Origin of the sequence: Nonomuraea glycinis, from assembly GCF_035920485.1 — a bacterium.
Lineage (GTDB): Bacteria > Actinomycetota > Actinomycetes > Streptosporangiales > Streptosporangiaceae > Nonomuraea > Nonomuraea glycinis.
The window spans coordinates 426,582-442,024 of record NZ_CP109166.1 but is presented as its reverse complement, the minus strand read 5'-3'; the positions used below and the strand labels follow the sequence as shown (position 1 = coordinate 442,024).

Below are 15,443 nucleotides of genomic sequence, written 5' to 3'. Positions count from 1 at the left end.
CCTCACCGTTCACCGCTGTCCTCGGTGGCCGCCAGATCGAAGATGTACTCGGTGACCCGCGACCCGTGCTCCCCGTAGCGGGGCACGTCCGGCAGGGCCGGAAGCGCCTCCTCCAGCACCACCAGCCGGTCCGGATGGCCGAGCGCGCGGACGAAGTCCTGGAGCAGGAACCAGTTGGTCACGTCGACGTACAGCGGCTTTCTGCTCTTGATGGGCCCCTGGGCGCCGTAGCCGTAGCGGTCCTCCATGACCCGCGCGAAGAACGCGCGCGGTATTCCCCGCTCGCCGAGCCATCGCGCCAGCCGGATCAGGTAGATCCCCCGGTCCTCGCCCTTGGCGGGGGCCGGGAACTCCCCGGCGCGCATCCGCCAGCGCGCCCGCGCCAGCACCACGGCGCCGACGGTGAGCCGGGGCGCGTACTCCACGGCCGAGGCCGGCGGGTAGCGCAGTCCGCCGCGCAGCACCCAGCCGGGCATCATCACGGTCGGATTCGCACCGAAGCCACGTACCAGCAACGACTGCGCGGGCGGCAGGAACACCTCGGACGTCAGCCCCAGATGCAGCGGGCGGAGCGGCGAACCGCCGGGCCCGCGCAGCACCAGCAGCTCGCGGTCCCCGTCGTACTCGACGAGCAGCTCGGTCGGCGGGATCCCCGGCTCGGCGTCGTCGCCACCGGTGAAGGGATAGTCGATGACCGGCGACACCCGCGGGCGCAGGTCGAGATTGCTCCCGCCGCTGACCCGGAACTCCGCGAACGCCGGGTCCACGACCACCGGCTCCCCGGCATCGGCGGCCTTGTCACCCGCGACGCCCAGCAGGTGACGGATCCGGCCCATCCCCCTGCGCGGGCCCGTCACCACCCCGTTGACGACCAGGCGCGGCCCGTCCGGCGCGGTCATCACCTGCCCGTACACCGAGATCGACGTGGCGGGGCGCACGAAGGGCGGCCAGGAGGCCGTCAGCTCGTCCAGCACCGCGACCGGCATCGGGTTCCCCTCGCCCGCCTTCTCCTGAGCCGCGTGCAGAACCTTCCAGAAGGTACGGCGAAGCTCGCCGAGCCGGGCCACGCGGGGGCCGTAGCGATCCCGCACGCGTCCCGCCCCCGGCCCGAGGGGACGCGGTGCGACCTCCAGGAATCTCCGCACCGCCCGCTCCGCGCCGGTTCCTGCCTGCGGGTCCATGTCGTGGATCCGCCGGTAGAACGTGAGAAAGGGCACCGAGCCGGCCGGGCCGTAGACCTGGAGGAAGTAGTCGGCGAGGGCGATCTTCAGGGGGAGGCTGGGATCGAGCAGCGCGAGGAACCGGCGGACGTGGTTCAGGTCGTCGTACATCGGCCGCAGGCTCGCGCTCGGCCGGCGCACGGCTGTGCCCGCGAGCACGTAGCTCTCGTGCATGAGCCGCGGGGATCCGGCCCCGGTGCCGGCGGGCGCCAGCTTCTCCGCCAGGCGGTCGGCGTCCGCCCGCCACTGAAGTTTCCGCTCGGCCGGGTGCAGCGCGTACGCCGCCACGGCCGCGTCGATCGCCCGCAGGGACGCCAGCAGGCGGGCCGGCTCGCCGGTCGGGTCCGGCAGGGCGCGCGCCATCCAGTCGATCAGTCTCGGCAGGGCGTCGGCCGTCCGGTCGGAGAAGGGCGGGCACCGTTCCACCAGGCCGCCGTCGATCAGCGTGGTGAGGAGCCGGTCGACCGTCGCGGCGTCGCCGGCGAAGGTGAGCCGTTCGGCGACCGCGCCGTACGTGGCGCCCGGATCCGAGCGGATGACGTCGAGGACGGCGCGCAGGGACGCGCTCGCCGGAAGGGAGTTGATGGGCTCGGCGAGGAGGTGACCGAGGAACCACAGGCGGCCGTCCTCCTCGACGGCGCTCGGATTGACCCGCAACACGACGGCGTCCCGCAGTCCCGGCTGCCGGGCCGCCCGCAGCCAGGAGGCGTAGACGACGGACCGGTCGGCCTCTGCGACCCCCACCATGCGAAGGTCGTCGGTGGCCGGCGCTGGACCAGGCCGGCGACGACGGGCCCCGGTCGCCGGGAGGTCCCGGGCGGGGACGGCGGCGTCGCCCTCGGGACTCCACCGGCCCAGGCCGCTGGCGGCGAACGTCGCGTACGGGCTGGTCTTCATGGCGGCGCGGGCGAGGTACTTCGCGAGCCGGAGCAGTGTCTGCCGGCCGGGTGCGCGGTCGTCCGGCGCGTCCAGCCACGCGTCCAGGCGCTCCGACAGGTCCGGGCTGCTCTGCGCCAGGCCCTGACGGAACTCGAAGAGCCGGGTGGCATCACGCAGTACGGCCGTCTTCTCGGTGAGTTCGTGATCCAGCAGCCCGGAGATCCCCGCCCGCACCCGGGCCAGGCGATCGAGATCGTCCAGCCAGGCGGACAGCTCGCCGGCCACCGGCCCCGGGAGGAAGTCCATGATCGCCGGGGTCAGGACCCGGGCCCGCGGCCTGCGCCCGGCGAAGAGATCGCGTCGAAGGGCGACGAGGGCCGGTTTCAGCTCCGGCCGCCGGTCCGCTCCGATCAGCGCGTGCAGGACGTCGGCGAGGCGCTCGCCCTCGGCCGCCACCCGCCCGGCCAGCCGGACCGCCTCGTCCACCTCGGACCACGTACGGCGGAAGCGCAGGGCGGCCACCCGCTCCGCCGGGATGCCGGCGACGCGCACCCCGAAGATCGTGTCCGCCGCGTATCCCGCACCTCGCGGCGCGCGCGCTCCCGAACCGGGCGTCATGACCACCGATCCCTCACCGATCCCACCTGTCGTCCGCTCCTGTCGTGCGCTCCCGGCGTGCGCTCCTGTCGTGCGCGGGGTCCGGGTGTCCCGTGGGGCCGGAGACACCCGGACGCCGCCCGCCGCCGGCTGGTCACCGACGGCCGTCAGGGACTAGATCTCGTTCTCGAACTCGTCCTCCAGCACGAAACTCGGCGTGCTGTTGGTGCCGCAGATGGTGGTGGTCTGCGAGCCGGCGAGCTCGGTCATGGCGTGGCCTTCGGTCATCCGCTCGACCGACTCCACGGGCATGACGCTGACCGATTCGATGGCCAGGGTGGACAGGTCGAACAGGGAATCGTTGTGCATGGGAACCTCCTGTTGGTGGGGTTTCCTCTCGTCCGAGAGGTCATGGCGGTCACCGCACCGGAGCGAGCGGCGGGGCCCGTGGCATAGGGGGACTCCTCTCGTACGGCTCGGGGACGGTCCTCCAGCCGGTCGGCGTGGCTCACGGAAACGGATGGGGGTGCGGGTTGATCTCGTCGGGGCGCAGGTCACGGTCCCGGTAGCCGAGCAGCCGGGGCACGGTCAGCAGCCGCGGCAGGCCCTCGGTCCTGCGGAAGGCGTGACCGAAGGTCATCGGCAGCATGCCGGGGACGATGACCTTGGCGGAGGCGAACCCGCCGGCCGCCTGCTCGGTGGAGGTGGTGTCCACCGCGATGACGTCCAGGCCGGTGGCCAGGTACCGCCAGGTGAGTTCGCGCAGGTCGTCGGACAGGTCGGGGTGGCTCGGCCAGCCCGCCCGCGCGGCGACGGCGCCCAGGGAGAGCGGTGGGCCGCCGGTGTCGAGGAAGCCGGCCCGGGACCGGGTCGCGGGGTGCGTGTACAGCGCGGCGTGGTCCGCCATCTCACGCACCAGCAGGGGATCGGTCACCATCGGCGCGACGGCGTCCGGATCGAACCCGTCGCCCAGCGCCTCCATGAGACTGGTGATCTCCCACAGCGTCGACAGCACCGCGCGCTCGGGGCTGAGGTGGGCCGCGGCGCCGAACGCCATCGCCGGCCGGGCCGGGTCGGTGTCGTTCACCGCGAAGGTCATGAAGGTCGGCACCCGCTGTTCCAGCATGGTCGAGAAGACCATCACCCGGTACCCGTACCGCCGGGTCAGCAGCTCCTCGGTCAGCGGGATCCTGCGGTCCGCCGCCGAGTCCAGCGCGACGCGCGGCACGGGCAGACGCGCGTACCAGGTCATGAGGAACGCGTCCCGCTCGGCCAACTCCAGCAGGCCGTGCAGGATCGCCTCCTCCAGGCAGGAGCCCGCGGCGCAGCCGTTCGACGACTCGAACATCCACCTCGGGCCGCCCCCGGTCGGCGGGCCGTAGTAGACGGCGGATTCCGGGACGAGCACCGGAGCCGCCCTGGCGAGCGAATAGCCCCAGACCCAGCTCGTCTTCTGATCCGGGGCGAACGGCACAAAGGGGTAGTCCGGCAGCAGGTACAGCTCTTCCGGGTGGGTGCCGAGGGTGCGGGGGTCGATCGCGTCGGCGGCGAGTTGCTCGTACGAGCCGTGCACGGCCGTCCGGCGGCCTCCTGGACGCTCGCCCGCGCTGCGTTCCAGCGCCTCCGCCAGCGCGGTGAGCCCGGCCGAACGATAGTCGGCGGCGCGGCCGTAGCCGTGCTGGGACTCGTGCCCGACCCGGCCCGGAGCCAGCCGGGCCACCGCCGTGGGCATGCCGCCGACCGATCCGGTGGCCACGGAGCCGATCAGCCCGGTCTCCGCGTCGACGTACCGGCCCCGCAGCTCGGCGTCCCTGCCCCGCAGGTCGCTCAGCCGGAAGCCAGGGGACGCCTTGTCCTTGGGCAGCGGACGGTCGCCCGGGATCGCCCCCGCGCCGGTGTCCGGCGGCAGGTCCGCGCACCACGGACACCACGGGTCGGCGAGGAAGCGATGCCTGCGCGCCGACCCGTCCAGCACGGACAGCCGCAAGATCGCGCCGTCTGTACGGGCGGCGTCCGGGCCCTCGGGCACCCCGTCCAGCTCGTCCCGCACCAGCCGGGCCCCGTCCAGCTCGCTCCGCACCAGCGGGGCCACGTCCAGCTCGTCCCGCACCAACCCGTCCAGCTCGCCCCGCACCAGCCGGGCCACGGCCGCCGCCAGCATCGGCGGGACCATCGAGTCGGTGGTCTCCCGTGGCGCGGACCCCAGCCGCTCGCGCAGCAGGCGACGGGCCGACGCGTCCTGCCGGTTGCGACTCTGCCTGCGCCGCACGCACAGGGGACAACCCGGGCGCGGCGGACGCACCAGCGGGCCGATGGTGATCCACCCGCTGTCGAGGCTGACGGGCAGCCAGGGCGTCCGCCTGGCCGACGCGTACTCCTGGACCGCCCGCTGGGAAGCGTGCTCCATCCCGTGCGAGACCACGACGACCGCCGAGTACGCGCCCGCACCCGCCCCGCCGCCGGTCAGGTCGTCCACCGACCCGACGGCGACGTACGGGATCCGGCCCGCGCCGCCCATGGCCTCGGCAAGCTGCCCGGGGCCGAGTACGGCGACGGCGGTGGACGGCCGCGCCTGCGCCCGCGGCGGGGGAGTGTCCGCCCGCGTCTCGGTCATCCGGCGACCGCGGTCGGCACCGGCCCTCGCCCGTGCGGCAGGACCCATGCGTCACGCACCTGCCGGAAGCGCCGTCCCGCCGAGTCGTGAATGGACGAACCCTCCTTGCATGCGACATGGCGAACACCATCCAAGAGGCGTGGGCGCATTGACCTGTCCTTTCGCACGCCAGTGCCGGAACGCGCCCCAGGGACACGAACCAGGCAGAGTCGGGATTGCCGTGCTTGCGAAAAAACCTGCCGGGCGAACCATCGGCGGAAGCGCCGATTGCGAAGGCTGGTAGGTGATTCTGGTTCTACCGGAAGGTAAGAGTGGGCCCAGATTCATTCGAGATCGGCCGGTGACCGGCCATGAACAAGAGAAGGATCAGAGCGCTCGAGTCGAGCGGCCCGGATATGAGATTTTTTCGTTCAACGATCAGACGCGTGGCCACCGCCATCGAATGCCCTGAACGCCACGACGACACGGGCCCATCGGTGCCCGTCCCCGGCGGCGCCGGTCAGCGCGCCCCGCAGGGGCGAAGTCCTGTGCCGGAGGGCACACAGGAGATGATGGACAGCCCGCGCCTCCTGACCTTCGCTGGGTGGACATGGGTTTAACATGAGCTTCCAATGGAAGCTGTCTTATATAAGACAGCTTACTTGAGGCCATCACAGGATTCAATACGGAGTTGTCAAATGGCCTCTGACGATGTGAACAGTGTCGATCCGCTCACCCGGCCCTACTATCTGATCTACCAGCTCGGCTTCCTCGTCGGCCATAACCTGGACCGTGTCCTGCGGCCGCTGGGCCTCACCCGTGCGCAACTCGGCGCCCTGAGCCACCTCGCCCGCGAGGGCGACATGTCGGCCGCTGATCTGGCCAGGAAGAGCCACATCACCGCCCAGTCCATGGGTGCGGCCATCATGCAGCTGGCCGCGGAGGGGCTCGTGGTACGCCGGGTGCGCAAGGAGAACGCCCGCGTCATCGACACCTCCATCACCGACAAGGGGCGCAGCCTGTACACGAAGGTGCGGGAGAAGCTGCGCGACACGGAGGCACTGCTGCTGCGGGAGCTGGACGACGATGACCTCGAACGCTTCGTCGGCCTGCTCCAGCACGTCTACGCCAGGTTGCAGACAGAGGAGATGGCCGACCGCGACCGGCAGAGATAGCCGCCGCACATCTCGCGGAGGGGGCAAGGTCGTCTGCGGGAATACGGTCACCGGGCGGCTTGCCGGGGTGGGTCAAGGCAGGATCTCGATGTACCCGTCGGTGCCGTGGACGCGGATCCGCTGCCCGTCCTGGATCAGCCGGGTGGCCCCCTCCACGCCCACGACGGCCGGCAAGCCGTACTCCCGGGCGATCACCGCGCCATGGGTCATCAGGCCGCCCACCTCCGTCACCAGGCCCGTGATCGCGACGAACACGGGCGACCAGCTGGGGTCCGTGTAGGCCGTGACCAGGATGTCGCCCGGCTGAAGATCGGCCTGCGCCATGTCCAGGATGACGCGGGCCCGCCCTTCGACGGTCCCGGCGGAGACCGGCAGGCCGACCAGAGCGCCGGCCGGCACGTCGGCGCGCCGGTACGCGCCGTTGACGGCCTCGCCGTCCGAGGTGAGCACCCGGGGCGGGGTGAGCGCGTGGTAGGACCGGAACGCGTCCTTGCGTCGCTGGATGAGCCGGTCATCCACGCTGTGCGAGCGTACGACGTCGTGGAGCTCCTGGAACGTGAGGTAGTAGACGTCCTCCCGCTCGGCCAGCACGCCGGCCCGGACGAGGCGCTCGGCCTCGGCCAGCACGGCCTGCTTGTAGACGAAGTAGCGGCTGATGATGCCGTACTTCGGATACTCGCGGTAGCCGATGAAGGTCCGGACCCGGTCGATCATCCGCTTGGCCTCGTCGGCCTTCCGCTCTCCGTCCGGAAGGGCGCGCAGGCGTGCCAGCACGTCCTGCTCCTTCTTCGCCGCCTCCTGCCGGCCGTGCTCGAAGCGGCGCGCGGCGGCGCCCGGCTCGAAGTTCCTGACGTTGTCGAGGATCACGGGCACGAGCGTGGCAGGGCGCTCGCTCCACCGCGGCCTCGTGATGTCGATCTCGCCGACGCAGCGCATGCCGTACCGGTCGAGGTAGGCCTTGATGGCGTCGCGCGCCTCGGCCCCGCCCGCGAGCTTCGGCAGCTCGTCAAGGAAGCCCTCGTCCAGGAAGCCCTCGGTCTCGACGCTCTGGAGGAACGCCACCACCTCCGGATGCGGTCGGACCACGTCCGCGACGTCGAGCAGCGCCAGTCCCATCTCCGACGTGACGTTGCCGGGGGCGGACAGCGTGAGCGTGTCGGCCGCGTTCTTCTCCCCGAGCCACTCGTGCAGCTTGTCGTTGAGCCACCACGTGGCCTCCATGCCCGCCATGATCACCTGGAGGACCAGCGGATCGGCGAGGGCTCGCTTGTGCTCCTGGAAGGCCTCCAGCAGGAAGTCGAACAGCGCCGGTCCGGTCTTCGCCTGGATGTCGCGCCGCAGGGCGGCGACGGACGCCTCGCTGCGCTCGATCAGCTCGGTGACGATGGCCGGATCGGTCTCGATCGGGGCCGGCGGGCCCCCGGCCGGCGGCCCGCCGGGACCCGCGTCCGGGAGCGACGGGACGAAGCCGTCGCGGTCCAGGACGGTCTCCAGCGCGTCCCTGATCAGCGGATCGGATCGCCCCGAGAGGTCCAGGAGGGCGGCGCGGCTCGCGGGCGAGGCCAGGCGTCGGGTGACGTCGACGAACAGCCGGCCACCGGCCTCGTGCATCGCCACCATGGCCGTCAACTGCCAGAAGGAGAACCCCAGGGGCTTCATGGGGTCGGTCATCATCTGCTGATGACCGACGGAGACGTAGACGTGATTGTCCTGGTCGTCGGCCTCGGGGATGGGGAACAGCGTGGTGATCGGCCGGGCCTGCACGATCTGGAAGCCGTCGTCGACCAGGCACCATTCGATGTCCTGCGGGCGGCCGAAGTGCGCTTCGATCCGCCGGCCGAGCCGTACGAGCCGCACGACCTGCGCATCCGTCAGTGCCGGCCGCTCCTGCCGTCCCGGGTCGATCGCCACTTCCCGTGTCCCGCCGGTCGGCTGGGAGTGGAGGGCGCGCTTCTTGGTGGCGACCGTCCTGGCGACGACCTCGCCGTCTCGTACGGTGAACACGTCCGGGTTCACCAGGCCGGAGACCAGGGCCTCGCCGAGGCCGAAGCCGGCGTCCACGGTGGCGACCTTCCGGTTGCCCGTGACGGGGTCGGCGGTGAACAGGACGCCGGCCGCCTGGGGGTCGACCATCCGCTGTACGACGACGGCCATGTGGACCTTCCGGTGGTCGAAGCCGTTGCGCCGGCGGTAGGTCACGGCCCGCTCGGTGAACAGCGAGGCCCAGCACCGGCTGACATGCCGGAGAACCGCCGCCGGCCCCATGACGTTCAGGTACGAGTCCTGCTGGCCCGCGAAGGAGGCCGTCGGCAGGTCCTCCGCCGTCGCGCTCGACCGGACGGCGTAGGCGGACTGCTCGCCGAGCCGGGCGAGAGCGCGGGTGATCGCCGTCTCGATGTCGCCGGGGATGGCGATCTCTTCGATGGTCCGCCGGATCTCCGCGCTGAGCGTGCGGATCGCCTCCCGGTCATCCGGGTCCAGGCGGGACAGCTGATCGAGCCGGTCGCCGATCGACGGCGCTTCCGCCAGGACCCGCCGGAAGGCGTCCGTCGTCACGCAGAAGCCGGCCGGCACGCGGACGCCGTCGATCCGCGACAGCCCGCCCAGGTGCGCGCCTTTGCCGCCGACGACCGCGGCCCGCGTCTCGTCGACCTCGTCCAGACCCAGCACGTACGGCTCGATCATCGCGCCACCTCCGAGCCGGACACCCGCACCCGCGTGCCGTGCGCCCGTGATCGCGCCGCCGGTCCCGTCGCTGGTTCGACGTCACCGCGTCCCCCGTACATCGCCCAACACACACGCACGTCGTGCCCCCATTTTCCGCAGGTTGTGGCTTCGGCCGATGATTCTGCGGTATGACCCGGGTCTTGCCGCAAGCCCCCCGGTGCGCTATACGTTAGGAGAGGAGAGGGATCTTCCTCCAGCCGCCGCGTGCCATGAGGCCGCCGCACACCCCGCTCGGATGACGCAGCCGGACCAGCCGCTGCCTGCCGGGCCGGCAGACCGCCCGCTGACTGAGCTCGTCATGCCGCGGATCCCGGACGGCGACCGTACATCCCAAAAGCGACCAGCCCTCGCGCTCGTCGACGCTGCCTGAGTCATGCCCTTGCCATAGACGACCCGGCCGACGCCACCCCGGCTCTTCTCGGCTTCATCATGACCGGCCACATCCTCGGCCGCGCGGTCCTGACCGCCACCGCCGAGACTCCCGCCTGACGAGCGGCAGGTCCGGACTCATCGACACCAGGGATGTGTCTCCGCACTGTCCTGGAGCTTGAGGCGGAATGTCATTGCTGGGGGGAAGGTTGAAGGGCGTATGAAGAAGATTGGTTTCCTGAGCTTCGGGCACTGGTCGTCGTCGCCGTACTCGAAGGCGCGCAGCGCGTCCGACACCCTGCTGCAGTCGATCGAGCTGGCGGTGGCCGCCGAGGAGCTCGGCGCCGACGGCGCCTACTTCCGCGTCCATCACTTCGCCCAGCAGCTCGCGAGCCCGTTCCCGCTGCTGGCGGCGGTCGGCGCGCGGACGAGCCGGATCGAGATCGGCACGGGCGTCATCGACATGCGGTACGAGAACCCTCTCTACATGGCCGAGGACGCGGGCGCGGCCGATCTCATCGCGGGCGGGCGGCTTCAGCTCGGCATCAGCCGTGGATCACCCGAGCAGGTGATCGACGGCTGGCGCTACTTCGGCCACGAGCCGGCCGAGGGCGAGACCGAGGCGGACATGGCGCGCAGGCACGCGGAGGTCTTCCTCAAGATGCTGGAGGGCGAGGGGTTCGCCGAGCCGAACCCGCGGCCGATGTTCCCCAACCCGCCCGGACCGCTGCGCCTCGAACCGTACTCGGCCGGGCTGCGGCAGCGGATCTGGTGGGGTTCCAGCTCGAACGCCACCGCGAAGTGGGCCGCCGGGCTGGGCATGCACCTGATGAGCTCCACGCTCAAGGACGACGAGAACGGCAAGCCGTTCCACGTGCAGCAGGCCGAGCAGATCGCGGCCTACCGGGAGGCGTGGAAGGAGGCGGGCCACGAGGGCGAGCCGCGGGTGTCGGTGAGCCGCTCGATCATGCCGATCGTCAACGAGACTGACCGCGCGTACTTCGGTCACGACCGCGCCAGCTCCGACCAGATCGGCTTCATCGACGCCACCACCAGGGCCATCTTCGGCCGCACGTACGCCGCCGAGCCCGACGTGCTCGTCAAGGAGCTGGCCGCCGATGAGGCGATCGCCGCGGCCGACACGCTCGTGCTGACGGTGCCCAGCCAGCTCGGCGTGGACTACAACGCCCACCTGCTCTCATCGGTCCTGACCGAGGTCGCCCCGGCACTCGGCTGGCGCTGACGGCGGCTGCACCGTACGCGCCGGAGAGCCCCGACCGGCGTACGGTCGGCCTGGACGCCGCGCCCCCTTCGACCTCGGCGCGAAGGTCAGCCGGGAGACCGTCGCGGCGGCCATGCTCGACGAGGCGGAGACGCCCCGCTTTCCCGGCACGGTGGCCCTGCCGCCGGCCGGCTGACCGGCTGACAGGCGATGATCTCCACGGGAGTAGCCGGTCAGCGGCAGAACAGCTCCAGCAGCTTCTCCGCCCGGTGGGTGCGGGCGATCCACACCTCGCGGCCCCGGCGCTCCCGCTGGATCAGCCGTCCGGCGCTCAGCCGGTCGCAGTGGTACGTCAGGCCGCTGGGCGCGATCCGCAGGTCCATAGCCAGCATGCTCATCGTCATGGGCTGGTCCAGGGCGCAGAGCAGGTGCGCGCGGACCGGGCCCAGGAGCGCCGACAGTTCGTCCACGGCGGGCGCGGCGGGCTTGCGCCACAACGAGTCCGCGCCGGGCACCGGGTAGGCGATCCAGACGGCGTCCGGGCCGTCCAGGCTGACGATCACGGCGTCCTTGCCGGCCAGCATGGGCACCAGAACGAGCTTCCTGTCGCCCAGCTCGAACGTACTCGACTCCAGGTCGGAGATGAGCAGGCCGCGCTCGCCGTACACGATGCGGTCGCTCAGCGTGCCCAGCAACAGCTCGTGGCCGCCCCGCACGGCCGCGACGCCCACCCGCTCGATCTCCCTGTCGAGGAGCGGGCGGGCACGTTCCCACAGGGGTTGCGTGGCGGTCCAGACGTCGGTGAGGGCGCTGGCGTACCCGCGCAGCCAATGCGCGGGCCGCTCGGCCGCCGAGCGCCAGTGCGGCGGCGGCGTGCCCGGGCCGAACGCCTGCTCCAGGTCCTCGATCAGCGCGTCGGGCGAGGTGTCGTGCAGGGCGCTGATCTGCGACCTCACGCTGACATCGCCGTCGACGGGGGAGCGCGGCACGATGCTGTCCGGCGCGATCGAGCTGCCGGGTACCGCCAGCGGGCGCACGGAGTCCTGGCCGAGCGGGCCGACCTGTGCGGCGATCGCCTTGCGCCACGGCTCGGGCAGGCCACGGCGGCGCCCCGCGAGGGCGTCGGCGATCATGGCGAGCGCGGTCAGGTTGGGCGAGATCGAGATCTGGAGCTGAGGTGTGGAGCTCACCCGCAACTCGCTCCACACTTTGGTCTTCGTTGTTGTCTGGGCCTGCACAGGTAGGACTGTAGACAGCGAAGATATCTTCTCGGAATGCTTCAACGATGTTTGAAGTATCCGGACGCCGCGAAGAGGTCAGACGATCGTGTACTGCGCCGCCTGCAGCCGGTACATGGACGCGTACGGCCCGTCGGCCCGCATGAGCTCCGCGTGCCGCCCGTGCTCGACGACCCGGCCGGCGTCGAACACGTAGATGCGATCGGCCCGCGACACCGACGCCAGCCGGTGGGTCACGAGGATCACCGTCCGGCCGGCGGTCGCCAGCCCGGCGACCTGCTCGAAGATCTCGATCTCCGCCCTGGGGTCGAGCGCCGAGGTCGGCTCGTCGAAGACGACCACGGGCGCGTCCCTGAACCAGGCCCGGCCCAGGCCGATGCGCTGCCACTGCCCCCCGGACAGCTCGGTCCCGCCCATGAACTCCCGCGCCAGCAGCGTCTCCCAGCCGTCGGGCAGGGCGGCGACCACGGCGTCGCTCCCGCTGGCCACGCTCGCCCGCCACAGCCGCTCGCGGTCCCCGGCGTCCTCAGGACGGCCGAGCGTCACGTTGACGTGGGCGGTGGCCGGCCAGCGGGCGAAGTCCTGGGCGACCAGCGCCACGCTGTCGAACACCTCTCGCCGGCGCAGCCGCTCGATCGGCACGCCGCCCCAGCTCACCTGCCCGGCCGTCGGGAGGTACAGGCCGCTGAGCAGCTTGGCCATCGTGCTCTTGCCCGAGCCGTTGGCGCCGACGAAGGCGACGATCTCGCCCGGCCGGATCAGCACGTCGACGCGGTCCAGGGCGAGCCGGGACTGGCCGGGGTAGGCGAAGGTCAGCGCGTCGGCGCGGATCTCGACCGGGCCGGCGGGCAGCGGCACCGGCCCGCTGCTCATCCGGTGCCGGGCGGCCTCCTCGCACGCGCGCTCCCATTCCAGGACGTACAGGCCCTGCTCGTACACCTGGTTGGTGGACATGACGAGGCTGAGGAGGCTCGCCTTCGCGGTGCGGATGGCGATCACGACCGCGCCGGCGACGGCGAGCGGGATCGTGCCGGAGACCAGCAGCAGGCCGAGCGTGAGGTAGGTGAGCACGGCAGCGGCCCCCGAGGCCGCGTCACCCGCCAGCCCCAGCCGGGCCTCCTCGCGGCCCAGCCTGCCCTGCTCGGCCTCGGCCTGCGCCGAGAGCCGGTCGTAGTGCCGCAGCAGGAAGGCCCCCGCGCCGTGCGCGCGCACCTCCGTGGCCACTTCGCGGCCGGTGAGCAGACCGCTGAGGACGTCCAGCTGACGGCCGAGCTCCATGTGCCGCTTGGCGGAGGCGAACCTGGCCCGGGCCGAGCGGACCGCGCTCCACCCCTTCGGCACCACCGTGGCCAGCAGCAGCGGCAGGAGCAGCGGGTGCAGCACGCCGAGCACCGCCCCCACCGCGACCAAGGTGGACAGACCACTCAGCAACTGCGCCGCCTGCGTGATCACGACGCGGGCCGCCCTGGTCCCCTGCCTGGCGGCCTCCAGCAGGTTGTGGAAGTCGGGCGACTCCAGCGCGCTCAGCTCGGCGTCGGCCGCCAGGGCCAGCAGCCGGGTGTAGGCCAGGCGTTCGACCGTGGGGCCGAGCCGGCTGACGGCCGCCCGGCCGGCCGCGCGGGCCAGGCTGCCCGCCGCCGCGGCGGCGGCCATCACCAGCAGCGCCGGCACCGCCGACCGCAGCCGCTCCGCCGACGGCTCGCCCGTCATGAGCGGCACCAGCACGCGGTACGTCGACAGCAGCGTGACGACCGTCGCCACCGCCGAGACGGACTCGGCCAGCACCACGGCCAGGAGCTGCCTGGGCGCGGCCTGCCTGGCCAGGCGGACCGTCACCGCGATCAGGCCGGGCAGCTCGCGGACCATGGACAGCAGTCCCGTCCGCACCCCGGCGCCCTCGTGCTTGAGCTGGCCGTTCGAGGCCCGGATGCCACCGCCGAACAGCGGGTCGCGGACCTCGTCGGGCGCGTGCCCGGTGCGGTGGCGTCCCATCAGGCGGCCAGGAACAACGACGCCGCGAACCGGTCCCCGGCCGTGACCGTCAGCAGGGCCAGGGCGATTCCGGCGGCGCCGGTGAGCAGTCCGGGGCCGGGCACGTCGAACCCGAGCGGCCGCCGGCCGTCATAGCCGGCGCAGAGGCGATCGAACAGCTCGTTCGCAGCCGCGTCCAGGCCGAAGGCGGCACTGATCAGCATGAGACCGGCCCACCCGTGGCAGATCCCCGGCGTATCCAGCCCCCACGCCTCAGGGGCCGCCAGCAGGCGCTCCATCGCCTCGGTGGCGACGCGCCGGTACCGGGGCTCGCCGACGGCGTCGCCGGCCAGCCACAGGGCGCGGGCCGCCCCCGGCACTCCGTAGCACCAGGAGGCGCGGCGAGCCGACGGATACCGGGTCGCGCCGTCGACGCCCGCCGGCCAGAACGTCCCCCATTCGTCCTGCCCGGCCTGGGCCAGGAGCCAGTCGGCGACCTGCCGAATCGTCCCGGACCGGTCCGGGACGCCCGTTCCCGCGCCGCCCGCTTCCGCGATGTCCGTTCCCGCGACGCCGCCGTCCCGCGCGAGCAGCGCCAGTACGGCCAGCGCGCCGGCCACGCCGTGGGCCAGGCCGCAGTCGGCGTACCCGGCGGCGACCGTCCACCCGGCGGGGATCCGGTGCGCGGGCATCGGGTAGGGCGGGCTCGCGCCCCCGGACCGCACCAGGGCGGCCAGCAGGTCCTCCCGTTTCGCACCCGGCGGTCTGAGGAGCAGGTAGAGGCCCGCGCCCGCCGTTCCTGAGACGAGGTCGTGGTCGGGCACCGCCGCCACCGCCGCGTCCGTCCGGCCGAGCAGCCGCTCGTACGCGCCGGTGCTTCCGCGGAGCGACGCGGCGGCCACGCCCAGCCCGGCGATTCCGCCGTCGAAAAGGCCCGCTCTTCCCGCCGCTCCTGCTTTCACCGCGTCCGCGAGAAAACGATGACCCACTGTATTCCAGCCATTTTCCGGGGAAATTCTGCCAAGTGCGGCATAAAGCATGGCGAAACCCGCACCGCCCTGTGACAGCGATGCGGGATGACGCCGCGTGAATGGTTCGGCGGCGATACGGGCCGCCAATTCCTGCGCGATGGACAGGGCGGTGGCTCGCCGGGAGGCGCCCGTCAGTAGCACATGCCCGGGGCCTTGGCCCCATAGGTGGGCGAGCACGTCCCGCAGCTCTGGGTGCCGCTGCACGTCCCGCTCCACGACACCTGCGTACCGCACGTGTAGTCGCTGCCGCTGCACGCGTAGACGGGCGGGATCGCGTCCGTCTCGAACAACTGCTCGATGTCGAGGTCGAAGACGTCCTCGGCGAGGTCGGCCTGGGCGACTGGGCTCACTTCGTGTTCCTTCCTTCGAAGAGCCCCGATCGGGCTCATCGGGAAAGAAGCGTATCCAGTGCCGACGACGG

10 protein-coding genes are annotated in these 15,443 nt (G+C 72.2%); 2 read left to right on the top strand and 8 right to left on the bottom strand.

Translation table 11 applies throughout. The annotated features are described in order from the left end of the window. Positions 1–2 precede the first annotated feature (2 nt). The 3 genes from OHA68_RS01955 to OHA68_RS01945 all read right to left on the bottom strand — a co-directional run bounded on the left by OHA68_RS01955 (position 3) and on the right by OHA68_RS01945 (position 5,310). Positions 3–2,717: a lantibiotic dehydratase gene (locus tag OHA68_RS01955; RefSeq protein ID WP_327106079.1), complete on the bottom strand. Its 2,715-nt coding sequence runs from the start codon at positions 2,715–2,717 to the stop codon at positions 3–5. Positions 2,718–2,870: 153 nt separating this feature from the next. Then, positions 2,871–3,065: a hypothetical protein gene (locus OHA68_RS01950; RefSeq protein ID WP_189136906.1), complete on the bottom strand. Its 195-nt coding sequence runs from the start codon at positions 3,063–3,065 to the stop codon at positions 2,871–2,873. 139 nt (positions 3,066–3,204) lie between these two features. Next, a complete protein-coding gene (locus OHA68_RS01945; RefSeq protein WP_327106078.1) occupies positions 3,205–5,310 on the bottom strand; it encodes a TOMM precursor leader peptide-binding protein in 2,106 nt (701 codons plus the stop codon). Between the two features lie 677 nt (positions 5,311–5,987). Between OHA68_RS01945 and OHA68_RS01940 the strand changes: the two genes are divergently transcribed. Further along, positions 5,988–6,464: a MarR family winged helix-turn-helix transcriptional regulator gene (locus OHA68_RS01940; protein ID WP_327106077.1), complete on the top strand. Its 477-nt coding sequence runs from the start codon at positions 5,988–5,990 to the stop codon at positions 6,462–6,464. A gap of 72 nt (positions 6,465–6,536) precedes the next feature. Here the strand turns inward: OHA68_RS01940 and rph are convergent, their stop codons facing one another. Beyond that, positions 6,537–9,149 (bottom strand): rifamycin-inactivating phosphotransferase, encoded by a 2,613-nt coding sequence (rph, locus tag OHA68_RS01935; RefSeq protein ID WP_327106076.1) that lies wholly within the window; start codon positions 9,147–9,149, stop codon positions 6,537–6,539. Positions 9,150–9,780: 631 nt separating this feature from the next. On the opposite strand from rph, the gene OHA68_RS01930 reads away from it, so the two are divergent. Continuing rightward, positions 9,781–10,803 (top strand): LLM class flavin-dependent oxidoreductase, encoded by a 1,023-nt coding sequence (locus OHA68_RS01930; RefSeq protein ID WP_189136911.1) that lies wholly within the window; start codon positions 9,781–9,783, stop codon positions 10,801–10,803. Between the two features lie 212 nt (positions 10,804–11,015). On the opposite strand, the gene OHA68_RS01925 is transcribed toward OHA68_RS01930, so the two are convergent. The 4 genes from OHA68_RS01925 to OHA68_RS01910 form a co-directional block, all read right to left on the bottom strand. Then, the gene (locus OHA68_RS01925) at positions 11,016–11,972 is read right to left on the bottom strand and encodes an ArsR/SmtB family transcription factor (RefSeq protein WP_327106075.1); all 957 of its coding nucleotides are present in this window, start codon (positions 11,970–11,972) and stop codon (positions 11,016–11,018) included. Positions 11,973–12,098: 126 nt separating this feature from the next. Next, a complete protein-coding gene (locus OHA68_RS01920; protein WP_327106074.1) occupies positions 12,099–14,012 on the bottom strand; it encodes an ABC transporter ATP-binding protein in 1,914 nt (637 codons plus the stop codon). Beyond that, positions 14,012–15,163 carry a lanthionine synthetase C family protein gene (locus OHA68_RS01915; protein WP_327109442.1) on the bottom strand — a complete coding sequence of 384 codons (1,152 nt, stop codon included), beginning with the start codon at positions 15,161–15,163 and terminating at the stop codon, positions 14,012–14,014. The genes OHA68_RS01920 and OHA68_RS01915 overlap by 1 nt, the downstream gene beginning before the upstream one ends. After that, a complete protein-coding gene (locus OHA68_RS01910) occupies positions 15,154–15,372 on the bottom strand; it encodes a hypothetical protein (RefSeq protein ID WP_327106073.1) in 219 nt (72 codons plus the stop codon). The genes OHA68_RS01915 and OHA68_RS01910 overlap by 10 nt, the downstream gene beginning before the upstream one ends. Between the last annotated feature and the right edge of the window lie 71 nt (positions 15,373–15,443).

Excerpts from the sequence above, each read along its gene's own strand:
- OHA68_RS01945 (WP_327106078.1), bottom strand. The coding sequence starts at position 5,310 with ATGACCGAGACGCGGGCGGACACTCCCCCGCCGCGGGCGCAGGCGCGG.
- rph (WP_327106076.1), bottom strand. The coding sequence starts at position 9,149 with ATGATCGAGCCGTACGTGCTGGGTCTGGACGAGGTCGACGAGACGCGG.
- OHA68_RS01920 (WP_327106074.1), bottom strand. The coding sequence starts at position 14,012 with ATGGGACGCCACCGCACCGGGCACGCGCCCGACGAGGTCCGCGACCCG.
- OHA68_RS01940 (WP_327106077.1), top strand. The coding sequence starts at position 5,988 with ATGGCCTCTGACGATGTGAACAGTGTCGATCCGCTCACCCGGCCCTAC.
- OHA68_RS01950 (WP_189136906.1), bottom strand. The coding sequence starts at position 3,065 with ATGCACAACGATTCCCTGTTCGACCTGTCCACCCTGGCCATCGAATCG.
- OHA68_RS01930 (WP_189136911.1), top strand. The coding sequence starts at position 9,781 with ATGAAGAAGATTGGTTTCCTGAGCTTCGGGCACTGGTCGTCGTCGCCG.
- OHA68_RS01955 (WP_327106079.1), bottom strand. The coding sequence starts at position 2,717 with ATGACGCCCGGTTCGGGAGCGCGCGCGCCGCGAGGTGCGGGATACGCG.